This window comes from Chryseobacterium sp. WG23 (assembly GCF_024586575.1).
GTDB lineage: Bacteria > Bacteroidota > Bacteroidia > Flavobacteriales > Weeksellaceae > Chryseobacterium.
This window is the reverse complement of sequence record NZ_JALCZE010000002.1, coordinates 473,917-495,212: the sequence shown is the minus strand read 5'-3', so window position 1 is coordinate 495,212 and position 21,296 is coordinate 473,917. Positions and strand designations below refer to the sequence as shown.

Sequence of the window (21,296 nt, the reverse complement as noted above, 5' to 3'; positions counted from 1 at the left end):
ATTCCGGAAACTGGCAACATTTGCAAAAAAATGAAATGAAAGAACAGTCAGAAAGGTTGTACGGGTTGGATCATCTGAGATCCCTGGCCATTATATTGGTTTTAATGTATCATTATCGGGCGTTCAGGCATCCGGTCTGGATTGACAGTGTAGGAAGATTCGGCTGGACGGGCGTTGATCTTTTTTTCGTATTAAGTGGTTTTTTGATATCGAGCCAGCTGTTTAAAGAAATAGAAAATAAGGAAACGATCAGTCTGAACATATTTTATACGAAACGTTTTTTCAGAATTATTCCACCATATGGGGTTACCCTGTTGCTGTATTTTACTTTTCCTTTTTTCAGGGAGAGGGAAGCATTGCCGCCTTTATGGAAGTTCATTTCCTTTACTCAGAATTTAGGATTGAATGTAATTGATCAGGGTACATTTTCCCATGCCTGGTCATTGTGCATCGAAGAGCAGTTTTATCTTCTCCTTCCTTTATTTCTTTTGATGGTAAAGCGGATCAAGCTGTTTCAATATATAGCTGTTTTAATTATTCTGCTGATCCCTTTTTCTCTGGTACTCAGATTCTTCATGTGGAACCAGTTTTTAGTTTCCGCTGATAGTAATTCTTCGGAGTTCTGGCGTTTGTGGTATATGAACATCTATTATCCGACCTATGCCCGGTTAGACGGTTTGGGAATAGGGGTGTTGATTGGCTATTTAATGCAGTATTCATCAGTGTTTAAGAGGTTTGTTCACTGTCATGGAAATAAGCTTTTTTTCCTGGGATTGGTACTGCTGGGAGTTTCATTCTGGGTTTGTAATGAGCAGGCTTCAAAAGAAGCTTCTGTCTTTGGATTTACTTTGGTGGCTGTTAGTTACGGAATACTGGTAATGTCTGCTGTATCTGAATCTTCATTTTTTTCCCGGGTTAGATGCTATGCTACCACGCAGCTGGCTGCTTTATCGTATGCCGTTTACCTTTCTCATAAAGGAATTATTCATATGGTACAAACCGGTCTTGATTATTTGGAAGTTCAAACTTCAGACAATATAAGCCTTATGATCTGCTTTTTTGCCTGTATTGGAGGAGGGCTGCTGTACAGGTATTTAATTGAGAAACCATTTTCTAGGCTTAAATACAGACTGTTGAACAGCTCTCATAAATAAGACTAAAGAATCCCCAAATAGGAGTGCTTTTTGGGGATTTAATTTGAAAACAGCAGAAATTTAAAACTTTAAATAAAAAAGCGATCTTACCATTCTGAAGAAGTCCATTTTACCGTAAGCCAGGCTTAAGCTTGGCCGGCGATATTCCGTATTTCTTTTTAAAAGCAAAAGAAAAGTGGGAGAGATCTTCAAATCCTACTTCAAGGAAAATGTCTTTAGGTTTCCTGTTTTTTTCTGCCAACTGGTAGTAGGCGAGTTCAAGCCTTTTGGCAATCAGCCATTTCTGAGGAGTACTGTTAAAATGTCTTTTAAAATCCCGGTTAAAGGTAGAAAGACTGCGACCGGTGAGATACCCAAGTTTCTCCAAAGGCATATTGAACATAAAATTCCGTTCCATAAAATTGACAAGGTCCACTTTTCCCGGAGCATCAAAATGAGTAAGAACTTTATCTACATCTGGATTTACAGATCTGAGGATTGCAATAGCTTCAGTCATTTTAAGAGAAGCAATATGCTCAGGAAAGGTTTCCTCCATTTCAAAATAGGGCAGCAAAGAGTTTAAATAGCTCTTCAGTAACGGATGGTTACTAAAACTATAGATACACTGTTCCGGGAGTATGGGGTTGGGAAGGTCAATTTTTTCATAGTATTGCTTCAGGCGCTCTACAGAGAGATGCAGTACAACGGTTTTATGAGGCAGCCCATCCTTAGGATAGTTGACAACTGTAGCCAGCTGATTTCGGGGAATTAAAAAAGTATCGCCGGCATGGAAATAATACGTTTTATCTGCCTGTATGATTTTGGTTTCGCCGGAAATAAACCACACCAGCATATGATCATCAAACATAAGATCTGACTTGAATAGCTTATCCTCATAACAGGATAATTTGATCTCCTTTGTCAGGTATTTTGAAATATGATCCATAGCTCATGATATTTTTAGATTAATAAATATAATACATTTTGCAGTGTTCTGTTTTGCCTTATTCCACAAGAAATCTGATGCCTGTTATTTTCTCACTCCAGTCCCATAAACGGTTGGCATTGGATTGATCTAAAGAGTATGGTTTTACTCCTTTTGCTACTGTGTTTTCAAGAGCTAATGGAGCAATATCCGTATCTTCACAGTATACTCCTCCTATGGTATTAAGTTGTGGACTGATGGCACACCATACTGTTGTGGCAGCACCCTGAGGAATTGTTTTTAAGGTAGAGCGTATTTCCTCAGGGATATTTCCATGAGCGTCTGTCAATCCCATTTTTTGGAAAAGTTCCAAGGGAGCTTCTCTTCCCAATTCTGTACCGGCAATTGACCCCGGATGTACAGAATATACTCTTACTCCCGCTGATCTTGCCCGGTTATCTAGCTCAAGAGAAAAAAGATTAACCGCTGTTTTAGATTGGCCATATCCTTGAAGGGTTTCATATTCACGGGTCAGGAAATTGGGATCTTCGAAATTGAAAGGGGCAAACTGATGTCCTTGTGAGGATACATTGACCACTCTGGCTCCATGAGCACTTTTAAGAGCCGGCCATAATTTTGCTGTTAACTGGAACTGAGCCAGGTAATTCGTAGCCAGCTGCGATTCAATACCCCGTTCATCTCTGCGCAGTGGCACCCACATAATACCTGCATTGTTGATCAACAGGTGAAGAGACCTTCCGGATGCGAGAAATTTTTCCGCAAAATCATCAATAGACAAAGGATCCATGAGATCCATCGGCTCTATTTCTATGTTATCAATTCCCTTCAGGTTTTCTATCGCTTTTTCTATGTTCCGGGCAGGTACAATAACGGTTGCTCCCACTGCAGCCAAAGTTTTAGTCGTTTCCAGACCGATACCTGTATTTCCTCCGGTTACAATGGCAACCTTTCCTGTAAGATCAATCTCTTTGATCACTTCTTCTGCTGTTGACTGTGCATTAAACCCTGAAATAATAGGCTTTTGCATTGCACCCTGATAATTACTGTTTTGCATTGTTTTGGTATTTTAATGGTATACAGCAAAGGTATTCCGGATTTTTCCCTTTCATTTTGTTGTAAGAGTCAATTTACTTTGTTGTAACTGTCATGAATTTGATTTTCTATTGCCTGATGAGGTACCATTTTAAAATAATTTTTGCGTTAAAACATGATTAGTTTTAATAAATTAGCAGATTCAGATAAAACTCAATAAATGAACGCTATTATAATGAGGAATACTCAGAATTATGTAAGAATGTTTTTAAAAACAGAATCATTCGGAAGAATAAATACAATACGTACAGCAGTGTTATTTATCTTGCTATTTATGTCTCCTAGAGGTTTTGGACAAACATCTGCTTCAGCATTTAATATGATATATGCTCAAATAAAGCAAAAGAATTTTTTTGAAGCGCATTCATCTTTTGCGGTACATAAGAAAAAACTGCCTGTGGAATATCAATATTTTACAGAAGCGGTGCTTGATAATGCATTTAACAAACCTGAAGAATCTAACAGGAAAATAGCTGAACTGGAAGCCTTAAAAACTTCATTTCCAGACTCGCTGAAGCTTAAAATCTGGCATATTAAAGAAGATAACTGTATGAAACAGTATGATTATGCCGGAGCTAAAAAAGCAGTACAGGAAACTCTTCAACAATATGAAAGTTTGCTTACAGAAGATGAAAAAAATGACCTGAAGAATAATCTGAAAATCTGGACCGCGCTGGAAAATGAGCCCCGTCAGAAAGTGGTATTGAATGGTGCAACCCGTTTGAAAATGGAAAAAGACGGGGCAGGATTGAAAAACCTGAAAGTGAATATTGGAGAAGATACCATGAACTTTATTTTTGATACGGGGGCTAATATTTCTACGATTTCAACTTCAGCTGCTCAGCGCTTACATATGAAGATCATTCCGGCAGCTATTGACGTAGATGCTATTACCGGTATTTCCGTTAAAGCCGATCTTGCGGTCTGCAAAAAATTGGTTCTCGGAAATATTACCGTGGAAAACGCTGTTTTTCTGGTGTTTGCAGATAGCGCACTCAGTTTTCCTCAAATCAAATACCAGATCAATGGTATCCTCGGGTTTCCCGTTATAGAAGCATTAAAAGAAGTTCAGCTGACGCAGGACGATTATTTTATAGTACCCGACACAGAAACGAAAATAAATACAGTCTCCAATCTGGCTATTGACGGATTATCTCCCCTTATTTTTATTGATGGAAAGCATTTTTCATTCGATACGGGAGCCGATCATACCATTTTGTATGCCCCTTTTTATCAGGAGAATAAAAAAAATATTGAAAAACAGTATCAGGTGACTAAAATCAGCATGGGTGGAGCCGGTGGGAAAATTGAATATGAAGGGTTTAAGATCAACCACACTTTTCATATCCTGGATAAGAAAGTTCCTCTTGAGAATGTAAGTGTGCTAACAGCTAAAATTAATAAAGAAACAGTTTACGGAAATATTGGCCAGGATGTGATCCGCCAATTCAACAAAATGACCATGAATTTTGATCAGATGTTTATTAAGTTTGACTGATCATATTCGGAAATTGAGAACAATTATAATAGAATAGCACCATTTTACTCAAATGGTGCTATTTGTTTTAATGAACAGGAAAAACCTGTTCCTTATACAAAATATGATGGATATGAATGTGATTACATAGGCAGGGTAGTTTTTGGCTTTTCCATGTAAAGGTAAATAGCTAATAATTAATATCTCCTGCTAAAAGATAGGGTTTAATAAAAAAAATAAAAATATTCAAGTATCATATTTTGACGGAATTAGGTGATATTGTCCGTTATCTTCTTCGATTGAAGTTCTTTTAACAGGAAAATTAATTATATTTTTGAAAATAATTTCATTTACACAATGAGTTGTTCCAAAAACTGTTGTGGAAAACGAACCTTACTATTTATGATGAGAAAATATTCTACTTATATCCTGCTTTTTGGATTTCCTTTGTTCGGGGCACAAACTAAAGTGGTTGAAAAATCCACCTATGAGCAGAACTGGATGTCGTTAGAAAAGGAAAATAAAGCAGTTGCTTTTGATGCTGATATACACTTATCTGATGCTGAACTTACATTAGATAAAAAATTATTTGAACTACGAACGCAATTCCTTAGCGAAACAGAGAAACAAAAGATCCCTTTATATAACAGCTCTTTTAATGAATTAAAACCGTTGATAGAAGGCAGTAAGCTGTATAAAGTTTTTCAAACAATGCCTAAAGGCGGCTTGTTGCATACCCACAGTGGAGGAGTTACCGATATGAAATGGGTAGTTGCAACTGCAAGAAAATATAAAGAATGTTATGTGTATGACCAAAAAGACAGTGATCAATTTATTGTAGGTCAGCTGGCATTTTTTGAAAATGGGAAAGTTCCAAAAGGATTTGTAAGTCTTGATAAAAAGCTTATTTCAGATCCTCATTTTGAAAAAGAATTATTGGAGCTTCTCACTCTGAAGAGGGATAAATTATGTAACTATACCAACTATTGGATTGAGTTTGAGAAACGTTTTCAACGCATTAATCTGCTGTTGCCTTATCGTCCTTTTTTTAAAGAATATTATCTGAAAGGCTTCAAGGATTTGGCGAAAGATAAAGTACAGCATCTGGAAATCCGATATGTTTTTGAAGAACTTTATGATTTTCAACACGGTAAATATCCTTTAAAGAAATCGATTACCGACCTGCAGGATATCGTTAAAGAAGTGCAGAAATCAGACCCTCAGTTCAGCCTGAAACTCATTTATTCAAGTTTTAAGTTTTTAGATCCTGAAAATATTGAAAAGCAGCTTGAAACAGCTTTTGAACTCAAAAAAGAATTTCCGGAGATGATTTCCGGGTTTGATCTTGTGGCAGATGAAGCGGCAGGCCATCCTATTAATTTCTTTGAGAAAAACTGGAACGCATTGGACGGACTTAGTAAAAAGTATGGCGTAGAAATGCCTCTTTTCCTCCATGCCGGTGAAAGTAATTCAGTCTTTAATAAAAATGTTTTTGATACTTCATTGTTGAATAACCGAAGGATTGGTCATGGCCTAAACCTGATCTATTTTCCGAAAACGATGGAGCTGATCAAAAAACAGAATAAACTGGTTGAGGTAAGCCCAATCAGTAACCAGATTTTAGGATATGTAAGTGACTTGAGGAATCATCCGGCAAGAGTGTTATTAAGTAATGGAGTACAGTGCTCCATAAACAGTGATGATCCGTCGGTATACGGATATGAAGGGCTTAGCTACGATTTCTGGGTTGCTTTTGTCTATTGGGAGTTGGATGTAAAAGCCTTGAAAAAACTGGTTTTTAATTCCATTACCTATTCTTCTATGAATGACAATAAAAAAAAGCTTGCTATTACCCACCTGAATAAACAGTGGAATGATTTTGTCCAAAAAAACAACTCAGTAATAACACAGTCTACCCAATAAATTTTAAATTTTAGTACTATAAAATAAAATAGCATCATTGAACATGGTGCTATTATTATTTAGGGATTTATATATTGTAAACTATAGTAAAAAATCAGTTGTTTTCATAGCCATCTCTTTTGAGTTCTTTTTCAATTTCATCAATTTCCGGTAAAGGAATATGGAAACTGTTTTCAATATAAGCCAGGACGCTTTCATCCGTTTTATTATTTATTTTTCTGATAAAAAGCTGGTTGCTGGATTCCAGAGACTTAATATAATTCAGGATGTCCTGCTTGTTTTTGAAAATTGATTTCCCGATTACCGCTCTTTTATCATCATTGACGATAATATCACTGAAGGATGTATTCATAAGAACGGTCTGAAAAAATGATTCCGCAGGTAAGAACGTATAAAGGTAATACTCCTCAAAATCCATTACTCTTTTATTGTTGGTAAGGAATAGGCAGGTTTCTCTTGTAAACATAAACCATTTTCCGCCAATATAAGGTGTCACTCCTTTCATAAACTCTCTTTTATAAATGAATGAGGAGATCACATGGGCTAGTTCCGTAAAATGATTCTGTATTCGCTGCAGGGTATCCGGCCTGTAAAACTTTTGATCATAATAAAAAAGATAATTTCGGCCGTTATTGACCGTAAGGAATTTACGGATGATTTGTTGAGATTTAAGCGGATAATCTTCACCGCTAAGGTTAATAAAATAATCCCACTCCCGGCTCACATTCAGGAGAAACTCCATCGCGTTGAGTTCAGCCTGAATCATACTGAAGCCTCCCGATACAATATTCAGGCTATCTAAAATATAGACATTGGGAAATTGAACAGCATACTGTTGAATCTCTTCTGTGAACTGTGATGTAGATTTCCGGTCGATATGAATAAGATAGAACTGATCCCGGGTATAAATCTTCTGAAACATGGCTTTAAATACTTCAGGCTTATGATGTACCATAATAAAATAAGCAATTCGTACATGCGGCACAGCTTGTAATGGTAATGTTTTTCGGTAAGGGTCTGTTGTGGGAGAAGGTGTTTGCATAGTTAGGAAGATTAAAATCATCCGCGCCTGCAAACAATTCGTTTAAAGTGCATAAATTACGAATAAATTTTTGATAATCAATTCATTAAAAGTGGGTTTGTTTGCTTTCTTTATTGTATGTTTGCAGATGTTTATAAAACAGGTCACTGCCTTTGCTACTCTGTAATAGTTTAAAATCACAATTTTTTCTTTCAGTTTTGCTTTTTCAGCTGCCATTTATAATCTTATTTCAATTGCGGAAGGTAGAGATTATAAAAGTCCTATTGTACATAGGAGCGATACGTTATTGCAGGTTAATCAGTAATATTTTTAATATTATTGTTACAGCTAGAGCAAGCAAAATGATAAGCTGAGAAAGAGTATTCCTTATTTGTTTATCCTAAAATACATCAACACAAATTCTGATAAACAGATTTGCTTACAAACTGCCGGAAGCCCGGAATTTATAATGAATTTTAAAAATTTAAACTTAATCAATCCCATTATCCGTGCTGTTACAGAAGCTGGTTATTCCAAACCTACCGAAATACAGTATACTGCAATTCCACAGATTTTAGCAGGAAAGGACATCGTAGGATGTGCACAGACAGGAGCCGAAAAAACGGCTGCCTTTGCTATGCCTATTCTGCAGTTACTTAAAAGGTATACCCCTGAACATAAAGAAATACGGGCTCTAATACTTACTCCAACCCGGGAACTGGCACTGCAGATAGAAGAAAACTTTGGCGTGTACAGTAAATATTTACCATTATCACAACTTTCTATTTATGGAGGTGTTTTAGCCGGAAGTCAGCTTGCTGCACTCAGAAAAAGGGTGGATATTCTGGTAGCTACTCCCGGAAGACTTTTAGATTTAGTGAACCAAAGGCATATTGATCTCTCTAAAATTGAGATTCTTGTGTTGGATGAAGCAGACAAAATGCTTGATATGGGGTTGGTAAATGATGTGAAAAAAATTCTGAAGCTGGTTCCGCAGAAAAAGCAGACCCTGTTCTTTTCGGCAACCATGCCGCTAAACGTACGGAAATTTGCAGAAACTATCCTCATCAACCCTGTAGAAGTTACAGGAAACCCTACCTATCCAATATCACAAACTATTATTGATCAGTCAGTCTATTTTGTAGAGAAAGAGAGCAAAAAAAAAATGATTTGCTGATTGATAACAGCTATTTTATAAATAAATCTGTAGAGTTTACAGATCAAAATATACACAATTTTTAATATTAATTACAATGCAAGAAGGCACCGTAAAATTTTTCAATGAAGCAAAAGGCTTCGGGTTTATTTCTCCAGCAGACGGGAGTAAAGACATATTCGTACATTCTTCAGGATTAAACACAAAAATGATCCGTGAAAATGATAAAGTAGTTTTTGAAGTACAAAAAAGTGATAAAGGTTTAAACGCTGTTAACGTAAAATTAGCATAATTAAACCTGTTTGCAGATGTGAAAAATCATGTACTGCATAATTGCAGTCAGATTTTTTTACAGACTCAAAATCCATACACTTTTAGTATCTGGAATATTGTTTGAAAGAACATTAATGTAAGTTACATTGTGTTCATTAACCTCTTGCATAAAGCAAGAGGTTTTTTAAAAATTTGCTGAAAAGAAAATTAATTGATTTGAAATTAATTAATTCGGACTGATATTTGAATACTAAAATACTGACATCGGTTTGAAGAAAAGTTGTTGTACCAATGACTATAGCAAAATAAATGTTCATCCAACATACAGACCCCATCGGGGCAACCAAATAATATGATTACTATCAACAGTTATAATGAATATAAGGCTTATGAAGGTCAGATGATCGGAGTCTCCGGCTGGCATACAATAGACCAGGACCAGATCGACAAATTTGCTGAGGCCACCTTAGATTATCAATGGATTCATGTCGATAAAGAAAAGGCAAAAAATAAAAGCCCCTTTAAATCTACCATTGCTCATGGCTATTTAACATTATCATTGATTCCTTATCTCTGGAAGCAAATTGCTGATGTGAGAAATGTAACGATGGAAATCAATTATGGGATCGAGAACTTTAAATTTGGACAGGCAGTTCCGGTTAATAGTGACGTCCAGTTACAAGCCACAGTGAAATCTGTGACCAATCTCAAAGGAACTGTAAAAGTGCTGGTTGAGGCAAAACTCTTAATCAGAGATCACCAAAAACCGGCGTATACAGGTGATGTTATTTTCCTGTATCATTTTTCGTGATAGGTCCATTGTTTTCTTTCTCAATGTACAAGCCTGTTTACATTAATTAAAAATTTAATCGCAAAAGCTGAGTGAAACGCTATAAACACTTTAGTTTATTAAACTTAAGTGTTCAAGAATCTTTGTGACTTTTGACTACGTCGAATCTTCGATTTGTGGTTGAAATAAAAACGTTTAAACAAGTTCTGCATAAGCTTCCAAAACACTTTTACTTTTTTCCACAAAATAAAAATCTAATGTGAGGCGGTATTGCCTCATATGAGCTCTTTGTATTACAATGACACAGATTGTCGAAAAATATTCCAGACTCTCATTTCATTATGGAATTGGTTTAATCCGCAGTAAAACCAATTATATCCGGACAGTATACCTCATATTTTCATAGAGGATTATAGAAACATGGATCGCGATAGGCATTGTTTTTAGGATATGGGAATATTATTCATGAAAACAGTTCAAATTAAAGCAGGCGGTCGGTAGGTGAGAATTATGTCGTTTTGTTGCAGAAAATCATATATTTACAATATGGGAGAACTATTAACTGAAGAAGTGTTTTCAGCACCACGATGGCAGAAAATAACCTATCGCATACTAAGTATTTTGGTATTTGTATTAGGGATTAGCGTTCTCCTGATAAAAAATGCAGGATGGCTGCTTTTTTTAGCTCCCCTGATTTTCTTTATTGCTCTTTCCATGTTTTTATTTACCCGCCAAAAACTTATTATTTCAAATGATGGGATACGTTTTGTCGGCGGTTTTAAGAAGTATATTATTTCCTGGAATGATATGACGAAGGTTGATATGGTGAGACTTGGAAAATATAAGACATCCACTGCTACGATTTATTACTCCGGTGGAAAAGTGGATTTGAACAAAGGTTTTTACCTTGAACCCCAGTTCAAAAGGATTTTATCACTCCTGGAAGCTAAAACTAATCCGGAAATATTTACAAAGAGATACTGGGAAACCCGCAGTCAGATTAGTCACGGTTATGGTTTGGAAAAATAATATAAACTGGCTTTACGTTTCATTATGGTTTGCCATATTCTGAAACGGAAGGTATTACAAATACATAGAAAAATGATTAAAAACAGGATACAGGGGCTCGTTGCTTTTTCTTTTACCGTACTTCTTTTTTCCTGTTCAGCCACAAAACAGGTGGTTGAAATCGGAAATGCTGAAAATGTGGCTTCCCAAACAGACTCACTCTATATGGAAATCCAGCGTGTAGGTCTGGAAGCCACCAAAAATAATCATGTGCCCGGAGTAGCCATAGCAGTTATCCAACATGGAAAAATAGCCTGGACACAATGCATCGGGTTTGCTGATATGGAAAGTAAAAAAACAATCACTACAGAAACTATTTTTAATGTGGGTTCTGTATCCAAAATGGTATCTGCATGGGGAATGATGCAAATGACTGAAAAAGGGCTCATAAAGCTGGATGATCCAGTTGATCAGTCACTGGTACGCTGGAAATTACCTGTATCTCAATATGATATCTCAAAAGTTACTTTACGACGTATTCTCAGCCATACAGCAGGGCTTTCGGTGCATGGGTATGGAGGTTCAGAGCAGGGAGTTCCACTGTTAAGTTTAGAAGAATCACTTTCTGGCAAGACAAAAAGAAACGGAGAAAGTGTACGCCTGATTAGTGAGCCGGGAACGAAATGGGAATATTCGGGTGGTGGCTATACACTTGCACAATTACTGCTGGAAGAAAGAACAAAAGAGAAGTTCGCGGTTTATATGGAAAAGAATGTTTTTAAACCTTTAGGACTGAATCATACCCACTATGAATGGACTGAAGATATGATGGCAGGTTCTGCAACTGCCTATGATGCTTCAGGGAAACCCATAAAGAACAGGGTATTTACAGAACAGGCGGCGGCAGGATTGCAAACCACAGTTCTGGACCTTGCTCATTTTGCTGAGCTATCCATAACTGCTGATTCAGATCAATTGAATAAAGTTTTGAAATCAACAACGATACAATTAATGGAGAAATCGGTTGTACCATTTTCTGATCAGGGAAAAAGTGGTCTGGGCTACCGGTTCATGAATTATGAAGGGCTTGAAACAATTGGACATACCGGCGAGAATGAAGGCTGGAGTGCCGGGGTATTTATGCACCTGCCCACAAAGAGCGGTATTGTAATAGTCTGCAATGGTTCTAATGGAGACCGCGTCTGGTATCCCATTTACCAGAGTTGGGCAAAAAGGATCAAAGAAAATTAAAAGTAGTTCATTTATCCTAAGTATCGAATGATATTAAAGCTGTTAAATAATCTGTATTGAATAGAGTAGAATCCACCTGTAGATTTTCAAGAACAAAGCAAAAACCTGATTTCTCAGAATCTCCAAAGCCTCCTGATTTTGGAGATCTGCTGTGTGCAGGTTTTTATCCTTTTTTAATGGAATTTCTATTTCTCCAGTCTTAATTTATCTGTGACAGATTAATATTCAGGAATTTATTTCTTTGGTTTTAATGAAAAATTATCCATATAAGCTGCCTGATGGACTCCATTCAGTAAAACTTTCAGCCCTAAATGAGTTTCTTTTTTTACAGAAATATTGAATGTTTTCTTATCTCCTGTTATTTTGGAAGGTTTCGCTATTGAAACATATGATTGGGTATCGGAAGTATTGCTTACTGAGAAAATTTCCAGGGTGGTTTCTCCTCCGTTGTCAGAAATATCAAGACTAAGACTATAGTTTCCGGGTTTAATTTTTGGAGTAACCAAATACATATTTTCTCCCGGGCTGTACATTGAGTAAAATATAATTTTTTTATCACTGGCATACAACATGGTCTTTCCTCCTGCCTGGGCAGTCCAGCATTTGTTAATATCTTTCCATGTATCAAAATTTTCTGTGATTGTGGATACAGCTTTACACTGTGCCTGTACAGTTAAAAATCCTCCCAAAGCCACCATTCCGGCCAATATGATCTTTTTCATAGGTTATATCTATTTTACTGTAAAAATAGATAAAAAAGGCTAGTAGAACGGTGTTTTATAAAAAGAACAAACTGATAGGCAGAAATAAATTTTCAAATGCCGGTTTGCTAGGGCTTGATTGAAATGTAATCTCTATAGTCAAAGAGTTTGGAAACAGGCTCAATAGGAAAATAAGTTTACCTCTGCTGCCAGGCTTTTTACATTCCTTTGCATTACATATCAAGCCTGTAGATAAATTCCTCAATCTCCATTTGCCGGGCATTGGCAAAACCTTTATCAGAACCGATTTTGATAAAGCCACATTTTTCCAGCACCTTCTGTGAGCCGATATTGTCAAAGGCAACACGTCCAACAATAGGCCTGGCCGCTTCAATGGTAAGAAAATCTTTCAATGCTGTTGTTGCGATACCTTGTCCCCAGAAACTTTTATCGATCCAATAGGTGATTTCTGCATGGCCTTCCAGGACAAACTTTGCAATACTTCCTGCGATCACAGTACCGGCCATAATAGTTTGGTTGTTGACGGTCGGATCATTCAGTAATCTGGTATATTTGGCCAGATAGGCTTCTTTATTCTTGGAATCCTGTGAAGTAAATGCTGCCAGATAATTGGCTTCATGGTCAAGCTGAATCTGAAAAAGAAGATCTAAATCAGTAACCAGAGTGGGTCTTAGTTTTATGTCTTTCATATTGAGTGATGGGTTAAAGTATCTTCAAATATAGAACTTATTAGTCTATTTTTTGCCCATCATAATCTTCATAAAAGACTTTATTTTGAACTAAATTAAGTGTGATAAAGTGTTTAAGAATAAAGGTTTTATTGATTTTTGTAGTTTAAGCAGCAAATGACAAACCCATCGCTGCTGCACGAATCCTTTCGTGTGGTTTTTATTCCAATCACTTTTTCATAAAGTTTTTATCTTTATAAAAACATAATTGATGAGTCGTAATTACAAATTCCACAATCTTGAAGGTTTGTATTTCATAAGTTTTGCTGTTGTAGGCTGGCTGGATGTTTTTATTAGAAATGAATATAAAGAAATTTTTTTAGAAGGTTTAAGATTTTGCCAAAAGAGTAAAGGAATGGAAATACATGCGTGGTGCATTATGTCGAGTCATGTACACTTAGTTTTCAAAAGTATAAACGGACAGAAACCAGAACTTCTGATTGGCGATTTAAAAAGGTTTACAAGCAAGGCAATTGTAGCAGCAATCAAAGAAAACCCTATAGAAAGTAGAAAAGAATTTTTATTAGATTTTTTCCTTAAAGAAGGCTCAAAAACTTCAAATGTATCCCAATACCAATTTTGGAGGCATGATAATAAACCTATTGAATTGTGGAGCAACAGAGTGATTAGGCAGAAAATTAATTACGTCCATCAAAATCCTGTAAAAGCAGGTTTAGTATTCCTTGCAGAAGATTACAGATACAGCAGTGCAATGGATTATTCTGATGAAAAAGGACTTTTAGATGATATTGTTGTTTTTAGAATGTTTGATTAATAGTATTAAATACCACACGAAAGGATTCGTGCGGTAGCGGGGGCTGGATGTTTTTATTAGAAATGAATATAAAGAAATTTTTAAAAGTGTATATTCGGCGGTTAAAAACAAAAAGTTATTAATACAGGTTAAAGTTTATGCAAAATTTGCTCAGCCATCGTCAGCTAGCATTTTACGCTATCTGTTAAAAAAAACATTAAATTAAGAAACAATGGGCAAAAATGATTTTGAAAATTTCAAGCAAGAGGTAAGTTGGTTTGCAGGACAAAATGATAGCGTTGAAATTAAACATATCATCAGTAAAACTTTTAGTCCGGAATTTATCAATACATTTCCAACTTTATATCAACTATTACTACAATCGACTTCAATTTTGAGTGTTGATATAACAACATCTAAAAACAAAAAAGCAAACTATTACCTATATACTTGGACGGACAAGAATGGCTTTAAATGTGGCTGGTTATGCAAGATTGAACAAATTCATACTGAAATTGATATTTTATCTGAACATCAGTTACTCTTAGATGAAATGGGCGGTATAAAGGAAACTTACTACTATTTTGATACAGAAACTGAAATGCTTACCGATAATCAGAATTTTATTTTTATTAAATCCGAACTCACAAAAGGCTTGGGTGACTGGATTGATCTATATGACCAGGTTTGTAAAGATGAAAATGTAAAACAAATTGATACAAAAGATCTGATTTGTTTCGCCGAAGAAGCGAATGGAAATGAAACCTTTTATGACCCCAATACAAAGCAGGTTTTACTTTTTGCTACTGACCATAGTTTTGAAAATGTTGAAGTTTTAAAAGGGCAATCAGAATATACATTTTACACAATTAATCGTGTAACGACATTTGTTGATTATGTAGAAGCTCTTGCTCAGCAATGGTTAGAGAATATTGTATCAGAGGGGTTGTAAAGTTTTGAATGAATATCAACCATTGATTCAAAGCATTTCCCGCTGCGCAAAGTCTCCTGACTTTGAGCCAATAAAATAAAAACATCCCTGTAAAACATACTCCAAAGTCAGGCGATTTCAGCGAGTAACGTTAAAAAAACTAGCGGACAAGAAGATAGATTCCAAGACCAATTGCAGCATAAGCTGTAACCGTAAGAATATCAGCTATAGGCTGTGAAAATCGTTTTTCGGCAATTTTCTCGGCATTGATCTGGTTCTTATGAAATTTTAGAATTTTCTTAGGATTATGAACCGGGTGTGCCACCAGGCTGTCGCTTTCCCACTTGTCAACGATTACTTTATAGGATCTGCCTTCAACGTCAATTTTAACATTTTTACCAGCTGCCAGTTTCTCCTGAATATTCACAGGAGCAGGGGCTTGTGGTGCGTTCAGGCTTTCAGCTGCCGTATTCTGCATTTGCGGAGCAGTAGTACCAGTAAGGGCTGTATTCTTTTTAGAATCCTGCTTATTGTCGGCCGCTGGATCCACTTGTTTTTTCACCTGGTAGGTATAGCAACTGCTAAGAGAGAATGATATAATGATGAGATAAAGATACTTTTGCATGAGCTAAATTTAAGAATTAAACGGAATATGTAGGAGTTTCTTTTGAAAGATCCTGTAAAAAAATATCAAAAGACTCTATTTTTATGAAACCGTTGTACAAAGTCTCCTGACTTTAAGCCTGCAAAATAAAAAAAATATTTGAACATACTTCAAAATCAGGAGACTGCAGAGAACAGGAGAGTGGAGATAAAAATCCTTTTTATTTTTGATGATCCATAATAAAAATATACTTTTGTAATCAACAACATAAAGTTATGATAACAAATTATGTTGTTTCCTCTAAAAAACTAAAAACTAAAAACTAACCAGAAAACTAATTACATCATGAAAAATGAACAAAACTACGCTGTACCCATTCTTACGGATACATCAAAACTCATTGTTTCCAGCAAATTAAAACAACACTAAGTATTACAATTTCTTTAGGGTCATAAACATATAGAACCCATAGGATTTATTTGATTATTTCTTCCAATCAGAAGTAAAGAATATCTGGTATGAAGTATAACCGGTACTTCGCTTTCGATCTGGGGCGGCAATATCTTTATTGAAGTTGGGGACGTTTCATGGGGTGTCAGTGATGATGCTATATGATCTATGCAACCCTTTAAAAATCAATGTTTATTCATTGATTTAAATCCTTATACCATAATCCTGTGCTCAGCAAAAGGGTGATTTGGAAAATGGCAGTTAACGAATGATTTAAAACCAAACAATATAATTTAAACTTATTAATTTTTACACTATTATGACAAAGAAACTACTAACCATTGCCTTCACAGGCTTATCATGTACTATGGCTTTTGCAGCAGATCTATATGTTCGGAATGGGGGAGCAGGCGGTGCTTATCCTACCGTAAATACAGCAATCACAGCCGCTTCAGACGGGGATCGTATCATCATTCAGCCTAAAGCGAATGGAGAGGCTTATGTAGAAAATCTGACTATCAACAAATCGCTGACTTTTGTTTCCGAAACCAATTATGCCAAGTATATCATTCAGGGAAATGTAAGCATCAATCCGGCAACAGGAAGAACGGTGACGATCAGCAATATGAGCTCAGGCTATTACGGCAGTTATAATGTACAGGCAAATTTTCCAATAGGTACAGGAAGAACCTTCGTTAATATTGTGAACTGTGATCTGCATAATGTTTTAACAGATAAAGTGAATTTCACTACCAACATCTCCGGTTGTACGATTAGCGGAATCCTGAAGTTTTCTCACGGAAGATGTACGGCTAATAGAGCAGAAAGTATTGCCGTGGTAGCTACGCAGGATAACAGTCCTATTGGATCTGATATTGAGGTTTACGGGAATGTATCCAACTCATTTATATCCAATTCACAATCCAATTATAATTTTAAATTCAGCAATAATTTTTGTACCGGTATTTATATTTATAATATTAAACACGGAAGCTCTAACGAAATCATTAACAATACCATCTATAATCCTATTCCCGCAGATACGGCTCCGTTGTACGTTAACTTAGGTAATAATATCAATTCGGGAAATATTGCTATGATGAACAATGCCGCTTCTTTTGAAGTAGGAGGGACCAATGCCTGCATTCAAAACAAAAGCAATAGTGTTGCGATAACAGCTAACTATAATGTGTTCACCAATGCTTTTGTAACAGAAGGTAACATGACGCAAAATGACAATTCAGGATCATTGAACCTGAACTTCAACAATGTAGCCTATACGGTAACCGGTATGAATGTAAATGCCGGAAATCCTGGTATAAAATACACTGATCTGGACTTAACAAGAAACGACGCCGGGCATTATGGAGGCTCTAACAGCTGGATGAATTACTGGCCGGCAAATAATGGCAATAAACCTCAGGTAAACTATCTGTCCACTCCAAGATCTGTTACCAGTGGAACATTTAACATCAGCGGGTCTGGTTTTTCTAAATAATTTCTAATGATATAACAATATGAAAAATTATATCTACAGTATAATTGCTTTGTTGACGGTCATGCTGTGTCCGGCACAAGTACTGATCAGCCAGGCAGAATATTTTTGGGATATTGATCCGGGAACAGGAAACGGAACTCCGGTATGGGCTGCCGACGGAACTTTCGATAACGTTGTTGAAGAGCTTTCCAAAATAGACATTGCCACACCGGGCAGCGGATTACATAAATTCAATATCCGTGTCAAAGACAATACGGGAGTTTGGGGACCGGTTTTTACCAACATTATTGATGTTCAGCCCAATCAGAGCTCTGCCATTATAGCTGTTTCCCAGGCGGAATATTTTTGGGATACTGATCCGGGAGCCGGAAATGGAAATCCAGTATTGGCGGCTGATGGAACTTTTGACAGCGTTATTGAACAACTCAGTGCAACAGGAGTCGCTACACCGGGTAGCGGTTTGCATACATTCAGTGTCCGCATTAAGGACAATATGGGAATTTGGGGACCGGTTTTTACCCATGTCATTAATATCCAGCAAGCTTCGGTATCTCCGGTAATTACTGTTTCTCAGGCTGAGTATTTTTGGGATACTGATCCGGGTGTGGGAAATGGAACCGCTTTATTGGCTGCTGATGCAAACTTTGACAGCTCTTTTGAGCAGCTGGCTGATGCAGGAATTGCTTTACCTGCTAATGGCTTACATGTATTTAATGTCCGTATCAAAGATAATACGGGTGTTTGGGGTCCTGTTTTTAGAAATGTTATTGATGTACAGACCACAGCTTTTACGGGCTGCTGGCAAACCCTTACTACAAGAGGAGACCATTCGGTAGGACTCAAAACAGACGGAACATTGTGGGCATGGGGTGTTAATGGCGATGGACAATTAGGGGACGGAACCACAACTGCCAGATCTGTTCCTGTAAAAATAGGCACCACAAATGACTGGAAAAGCATTTATGTAGGCCATAAGCATACTCTTGCCATTAAAACAGATGGAACACTATGGGCCTGGGGAGATAATGCATTTGGGCAATTAGGTGATGGAACTTTAATTGACAGAAAGGTTCCTACTCAGATAGGAACAGCAACGGACTGGCAAAGTCTTGGTGGCGGAATTGAACATTCGGTAGGACTCAAAACCGATGGGACGCTCTGGACATGGGGACGTAACGGCTATGGGCAGCTGGGAGATGGAACTACCATATCAAAAAATATCCCAACACAAATCGGTACTGCTACCAATTGGAAAAGTATTCGTGCTGCCAATTATCAGACGTTAGCGATAAAAACTGATGGAACACTGTGGGGATGGGGAATTAACAACTATGGACAACTTGGAGACGGAACTACAACTTCAAAAAATATCCCAACACAAATTGGAAATGCTGCTAATTGGAAAAGTATTGATACAGGAGTGCAACATTCGGTAGGACTTAAAACCGACGGAACGCTATGGGCCTGGGGAAATAACGGTAACGGACAGCTTGGAGACGGAACTACCATTTCAAAATATACCCAAATACAAATAGGAACAGCAACCAACTGGCAAACTGCAGCGGTTGGAAATAGTTTTACATTTGCAACAAGGACAGACGGAACGGTTTGGTCATGGGGCAGCAATAACTTTGGACAGTTGGGTAATGGTACAAGTACAGGAAATAGTACCACACCTGCACAAGTAGATTCTTCTTCAGATAACAAGCAGGTTTTTGCCGGAGAGAGTCATATTCTTGTACAAAAATTTGATGGTTTTCTAAAAGCTTGTGGACGCAATGACAATGGACAGTTAGGTGACGGTACAAAAGTTAACAAAAATACGTTAACTGCTATGGCTTGTCCCGGATACTGTATTCCTCCAACACCATTTTCATCATCCAATATTACTTCTGAAACGGCTAGTCTAAACTGGACAGCAGCAACGGTGGCTCCTGGCCAGGGGTATGTGTATCTTTACAGTACCAGCCCAACACTTGGAGGTATTCAAGGAGGTGTTCCCCCTACTTCTACAACAGCAAATCTGACCAATTTACTACCTGATACCACGTACTATTGGTGGGTGGGATCCAATTGTGGATTCAGCCCGTTTGCCTGGATGCCGGGAGGTTCCTTTACTACACTTCCTACCACCGCAACAGGCTGCTGGCAAAGTGTGAGTGGAGGTATTGATTACTCAATGGGGATCAAAAAAGACGGAACGCTATGGGCCTGGGGAAATAATTATGATGGCGAGCTGGGAGACGGAACTATGATCAATAGAAATATCCCAACACAAATAGGGACCGAAAATAATTGGATGAAAATTGAGGCTGGAGCTTATTTTTCAGTAGGCATGAAAGCCAATGGATCCATATGGACCTGGGGAGAGAATAGCAGAGGACAGCTAGGTGATGGAACTACAACCACGAGAAATATTCCAATGCAGGTAGGAACTGCAACAGACTGGGTGGATATTGCAACGGGGGGAAAACAGACATTTGCTATAAAATCAGATGGAACACTTTGGGCCTGGGGGTATAATAACAGGGGACAGTTAGGTGATGGTACAATCATCAACAAAAGCATACCTGTACAAATCGGGACCGCAACAGACTGGCTAAGTATCGCCTCCGGAGAAGCTCATACCCTTGCTGTAAAAACAGATGGAACGCTATGGACCTGGGGGTATAATGACAGAGGACAGTTAGGTGATGGTACCGCCATAGCAGTAAATTCCCCTACTCAAATCGGAACGGCAACGGATTGGAAAACTGTTACTGCAGGCACCGATCATTCGATAGCACTGAAAACAGATGGAACGCTATGGACCTGGGGGTATAATGACAGAGGACAATTAGGTGATGGTACTACAATTTCAAAGAATATTCCGACACAGGTAGGAACAGAAGCCAATTGGCGAAGTGTGAAGACTGGCACATATGGTTCTACTTTAGCCATAAAAACAGATGGAACACTATGGACCTGGGGCTATAATGGCTGGGGACAATTGGGAGATGGTACAGAGATAGACAGATCTACACCCATACGTATCGGAACCGCAACTGATTGGCAAAGTATTGCAGCAGGAGCTAATAATACGCTTGCTGTAAATACTAAAGGATTTCTGGCAATCAGTGGCTATAACCTCAAGGGACAGTTAGGAGACGGTACTTATATTCAGAAGAAAATTTTTATACCTGTTGCCTGTGGTACAGGTAGTGTGACTGTTCATAAAGCTTCTACTTTCGCTAAAGCCGGTTTAACTGTTGATGAAGTTTCAGCAAAGGCAGATCAGCTGAAAGTTTATCCCAATCCTGTACAGGATATCCTGACCATTTCATTTGATCAGAAGATGCTGTCGGTATCGGTTTACAATGCAGCCGGACAGCAGGTACTTACGAAGGCAATCAATGATACTAAAGGAACTATTGATGTTTCCGGACTTGTATCAGGAGGTTATCTGGTTAAAGTGAACACTGCTAATGACCTGATAAGAATGGTGAAAGTTATCAAGCGGTAAATAGTAAAACTTTAATACCAAAAAGGTTTCTTTAGAC

The 21,296-nt window shown here is 37.4% G+C and carries 18 protein-coding genes; 12 read left to right on the top strand and 6 right to left on the bottom strand.

Annotated elements, in window-relative coordinates:
- Positions 1 to 35 precede the first annotated feature (35 nt).
- Complete coding sequence (locus MP477_RS04985; protein ID WP_257189414.1) at positions 36 to 1,154, top strand: acyltransferase; 1,119 nt, start codon at positions 36 to 38, stop codon at positions 1,152 to 1,154.
- A 109-nt stretch (positions 1,155 to 1,263) separates the two neighbouring features.
- Here the strand turns inward: MP477_RS04985 and MP477_RS04980 are convergent, their stop codons facing one another.
- Both MP477_RS04980 and MP477_RS04975 read right to left on the bottom strand, forming a co-directional pair.
- A complete protein-coding gene (locus tag MP477_RS04980) occupies positions 1,264 to 2,079 on the bottom strand; it encodes an AraC family transcriptional regulator (protein ID WP_257189413.1) in 816 nt (271 codons plus the stop codon).
- Positions 2,080 to 2,137: 58 nt separating this feature from the next.
- On the bottom strand, positions 2,138 to 3,133 hold the full coding sequence (locus tag MP477_RS04975) for an SDR family NAD(P)-dependent oxidoreductase (RefSeq protein ID WP_257189412.1): 996 nt from the start codon (positions 3,131 to 3,133) through the stop codon (positions 2,138 to 2,140).
- Positions 3,134 to 3,331: 198 nt separating this feature from the next.
- On the opposite strand from MP477_RS04975, the gene MP477_RS04970 reads away from it, so the two are divergent.
- Positions 3,332 to 4,669 (top strand): retropepsin-like aspartic protease, encoded by a 1,338-nt coding sequence (locus MP477_RS04970; RefSeq protein WP_257189411.1) that lies wholly within the window; start codon positions 3,332 to 3,334, stop codon positions 4,667 to 4,669.
- A 381-nt stretch (positions 4,670 to 5,050) separates the two neighbouring features.
- Positions 5,051 to 6,571, top strand: a complete 1,521-nt coding sequence (locus MP477_RS04965; protein WP_257189410.1) for an adenosine kinase — start codon at positions 5,051 to 5,053, stop codon at positions 6,569 to 6,571.
- Positions 6,572 to 6,665: 94 nt separating this feature from the next.
- Here the strand turns inward: MP477_RS04965 and MP477_RS04960 are convergent, their stop codons facing one another.
- Positions 6,666 to 7,613 carry a beta-1,6-N-acetylglucosaminyltransferase gene (locus MP477_RS04960; RefSeq protein ID WP_257189409.1) on the bottom strand — a complete coding sequence of 316 codons (948 nt, stop codon included), beginning with the start codon at positions 7,611 to 7,613 and terminating at the stop codon, positions 6,666 to 6,668.
- Positions 7,614 to 8,061: 448 nt separating this feature from the next.
- Here MP477_RS04960 and MP477_RS04955 point away from each other — a divergent pair, with 448 nt between their 5' ends.
- The 5 genes from MP477_RS04955 (at position 8,062) to MP477_RS04935 (ending at position 12,070) form a co-directional block, all read left to right on the top strand.
- Complete coding sequence (locus MP477_RS04955; RefSeq protein WP_257189408.1) at positions 8,062 to 8,769, top strand: DEAD/DEAH box helicase; 708 nt, start codon at positions 8,062 to 8,064, stop codon at positions 8,767 to 8,769.
- 76 nt (positions 8,770 to 8,845) lie between these two features.
- Positions 8,846 to 9,040 (top strand): cold-shock protein, encoded by a 195-nt coding sequence (locus MP477_RS04950; RefSeq protein WP_047486471.1) that lies wholly within the window; start codon positions 8,846 to 8,848, stop codon positions 9,038 to 9,040.
- 333 nt (positions 9,041 to 9,373) lie between these two features.
- Positions 9,374 to 9,832 carry a MaoC family dehydratase gene (locus MP477_RS04945; protein ID WP_257189407.1) on the top strand — a complete coding sequence of 153 codons (459 nt, stop codon included), beginning with the start codon at positions 9,374 to 9,376 and terminating at the stop codon, positions 9,830 to 9,832.
- Positions 9,833 to 10,357: 525 nt separating this feature from the next.
- A complete protein-coding gene (locus MP477_RS04940) occupies positions 10,358 to 10,840 on the top strand; it encodes a hypothetical protein (RefSeq protein WP_257189406.1) in 483 nt (160 codons plus the stop codon).
- A gap of 72 nt (positions 10,841 to 10,912) precedes the next feature.
- Positions 10,913 to 12,070: a serine hydrolase gene (locus MP477_RS04935; protein WP_257189405.1), complete on the top strand. Its 1,158-nt coding sequence runs from the start codon at positions 10,913 to 10,915 to the stop codon at positions 12,068 to 12,070.
- Positions 12,071 to 12,303: 233 nt separating this feature from the next.
- On the opposite strand, the gene MP477_RS04930 is transcribed toward MP477_RS04935, so the two are convergent.
- Both MP477_RS04930 and MP477_RS04925 read right to left on the bottom strand, forming a co-directional pair.
- Positions 12,304 to 12,792 carry a hypothetical protein gene (locus MP477_RS04930; RefSeq protein ID WP_257189404.1) on the bottom strand — a complete coding sequence of 163 codons (489 nt, stop codon included), beginning with the start codon at positions 12,790 to 12,792 and terminating at the stop codon, positions 12,304 to 12,306.
- 212 nt (positions 12,793 to 13,004) lie between these two features.
- On the bottom strand, positions 13,005 to 13,481 hold the full coding sequence (locus tag MP477_RS04925; RefSeq protein WP_230035863.1) for a GNAT family N-acetyltransferase: 477 nt from the start codon (positions 13,479 to 13,481) through the stop codon (positions 13,005 to 13,007).
- A gap of 250 nt (positions 13,482 to 13,731) precedes the next feature.
- Here MP477_RS04925 and MP477_RS04920 point away from each other — a divergent pair, with 250 nt between their 5' ends.
- Both MP477_RS04920 and MP477_RS04915 read left to right on the top strand, forming a co-directional pair.
- Positions 13,732 to 14,295 carry a transposase gene (locus MP477_RS04920; RefSeq protein ID WP_230035866.1) on the top strand — a complete coding sequence of 188 codons (564 nt, stop codon included), beginning with the start codon at positions 13,732 to 13,734 and terminating at the stop codon, positions 14,293 to 14,295.
- A 211-nt stretch (positions 14,296 to 14,506) separates the two neighbouring features.
- Entirely contained in the window at positions 14,507 to 15,226 is a 720-nt protein-coding gene (locus tag MP477_RS04915) for a hypothetical protein (RefSeq protein WP_257189403.1), read from the top strand.
- Between the two features lie 139 nt (positions 15,227 to 15,365).
- Here the strand turns inward: MP477_RS04915 and MP477_RS04910 are convergent, their stop codons facing one another.
- Positions 15,366 to 15,830 (bottom strand): hypothetical protein, encoded by a 465-nt coding sequence (locus tag MP477_RS04910; protein ID WP_257189402.1) that lies wholly within the window; start codon positions 15,828 to 15,830, stop codon positions 15,366 to 15,368.
- Between the two features lie 748 nt (positions 15,831 to 16,578).
- Between MP477_RS04910 and MP477_RS04905 the strand changes: the two genes are divergently transcribed.
- Positions 16,579 to 17,757: a hypothetical protein gene (locus MP477_RS04905; RefSeq protein WP_257189401.1), complete on the top strand. Its 1,179-nt coding sequence runs from the start codon at positions 16,579 to 16,581 to the stop codon at positions 17,755 to 17,757.
- 19 nt (positions 17,758 to 17,776) lie between these two features.
- Positions 17,777 to 21,259 carry a T9SS type A sorting domain-containing protein gene (locus MP477_RS04900; protein ID WP_257189400.1) on the top strand — a complete coding sequence of 1,161 codons (3,483 nt, stop codon included), beginning with the start codon at positions 17,777 to 17,779 and terminating at the stop codon, positions 21,257 to 21,259.
- Positions 21,260 to 21,296 lie beyond the last annotated feature (37 nt).